General features: G+C 73.6%; 2 protein-coding genes. Both read right to left on the bottom strand.

The features are described 5' to 3' along the window. Window positions 1-138: 138 nt before the first annotated feature. Complete coding sequence (scpB, locus tag ABEA77_RS33720; RefSeq protein WP_425588454.1) at window positions 139-711, bottom strand: SMC-Scp complex subunit ScpB; 573 nt, start codon at window positions 709-711, stop codon at window positions 139-141. Between the two features lie 56 nt (window positions 712-767). Continuing rightward, the coding region (locus tag ABEA77_RS33725; RefSeq protein ID WP_345655963.1) for a segregation and condensation protein A at window positions 768-1,660 on the bottom strand (893 nt) is incomplete at its 5' end.

A 1,660-nucleotide genomic window follows, 5' to 3' on the forward strand; every position in this document is an offset into this window, starting at 1 on the left:
GCCCGCCCTGGCCGCCGCCCACGTCGTAGCGGCGCTCCTCGGGGCGCGGGCGGCGGGGGCGCTGCCCCTGCTTGTCGTCGCGCTGGTTGCCCGCGCCCCGGTGGTTCCGGTTGTTCCTGCCGCTGCCACTGCTTCGCATCAAATGTCCGTCGTCGTCTCGTCGCCTGCGTGGGTGTCCGGTGCGTCCGGATCGAACGACGGAACCCCTTCCAGCGACTCGGCCTCGACCGCGTCCGCCTCGGGGAGGAAGGGCGCGAGCTCGGGCAGTTCGTCGAGGCCGCGCAGACCCATGCGCTCCAGGAAGTAATTCGTCGTCCTGTACAGGATCGCACCTGTCTCGGGTTCCGTGCCCGCCTCCTCCACGAGACCCCGCTGGAGGAGGGTGCGCATGACGCCGTCGCAGTTGACTCCGCGCACCGCGGAGACCCGGGAGCGGCTGACCGGCTGGCGGTACGCCACCACGGCGAGCGTCTCGAGCGCCGCCTGGGTGAGTCGGGCGTGCTGGCCGTCCAGCACGAAGCCCTCGACGGCGGCCGCGTACTCGGCGCGCGAGTAGAACCGCCAGCCGCCCGCGACGAGGCGCAGTTCGAAGCCCCGGCCCGCCGCGGTGTACTCGTCGGCGAGGGCGCGCAGCGCGTCGGCGACGGCGCGTCTCGGCCTGCCGAGGACCTTGGCGAGGTGCTCCTCGGTCGCGGGCTCGTCGACCACCATGAGGACGGCCTCAAGTGCGGGTCCGAGGGGCAGTTCGTGCACTGCCTGCGGGTCGTTCACGCGGTCGCCTCCTCCTGCTCGCCGGCTCCCGCGGCGAGATCGAACTCACCGACGCGGATCTCGTCCGCGCCGTCCCCGCCGGTCCAGTGGACGACGAGGGCGCCGAGCGCCTCCTCCTGGTCGAGGCCGACGGCCCTCGCCCGGTACAGCTCCAGCAGGGCGAGGAAGCGCGCGACGACGGTCAGGGTGTCGTCGGTGTCCGCGGTCAGCTCGCCGAAGGTCGCGCGCCCGCGCTCGCGCAGCAGGCCCACCACGACCTGCGCCTGCTCCTGCACGGACACGAGGGGCGCGTGGATGTGGTCGACGTAGACCTGCGGCTCGGGCTTCGGCTGCATGGCCTTGGCCGCGAGCCGCGCGAACCCCTCGGGGCCGAGCCTGATCACGACGTCGGGCAGCAGCGCGGCGAGGCCGGGGTCGAGCGCGACGGTACGGGGGTAGCGCCGCGCCTCGGCGTCGAGGCGGTCCGCGAAGACCGCGGCGACCTCCTTGTACGCGCGGTACTGGAGCAGGCGGGCGAAAAGCAGGTCGCGCGCTTCGAGCAGGGCGAGGTCGGCCTCGTCCTCCACCTCCGCGGCGGGCAGCAGCCTGGCGGCCTTCAGGTCGAGGAGGGTCGCCGCGACGACGAGGAACTCGGTGGTCTGGTCGAGGTCCCAGTCGGGCCCCATGGCGCGGATGTGGGCCATGAACTCGTCGGTGACCTTGGAGAGCGCGACCTCGGTCACATCGAGCTTGTGCTTGGAGATGAGCTGCAGCAGCAGGTCGAAGGGGCCCTCGAAGTTGACGAGCCGCACCGTGAACCGCCCGTCCTCGCCGCCCGCCGTCCCGGCGGCGGGCGCGTCGGCGGCGGGCGCGTCGGCGGCGGGCGGGGCCGCGTCGGGGGCGGCTGCAT

It is taken from the genome of Streptomyces tremellae (genome assembly GCF_039540215.1).
GTDB classification, from domain to species: domain Bacteria; phylum Actinomycetota; class Actinomycetes; order Streptomycetales; family Streptomycetaceae; genus Streptomyces; species Streptomyces tremellae.

Excerpts from the sequence above, each read along its gene's own strand:
- scpB (WP_425588454.1), bottom strand. The coding sequence starts at position 711 with ATGGTGGTCGACGAGCCCGCGACCGAGGAGCACCTCGCCAAGGTCCTC.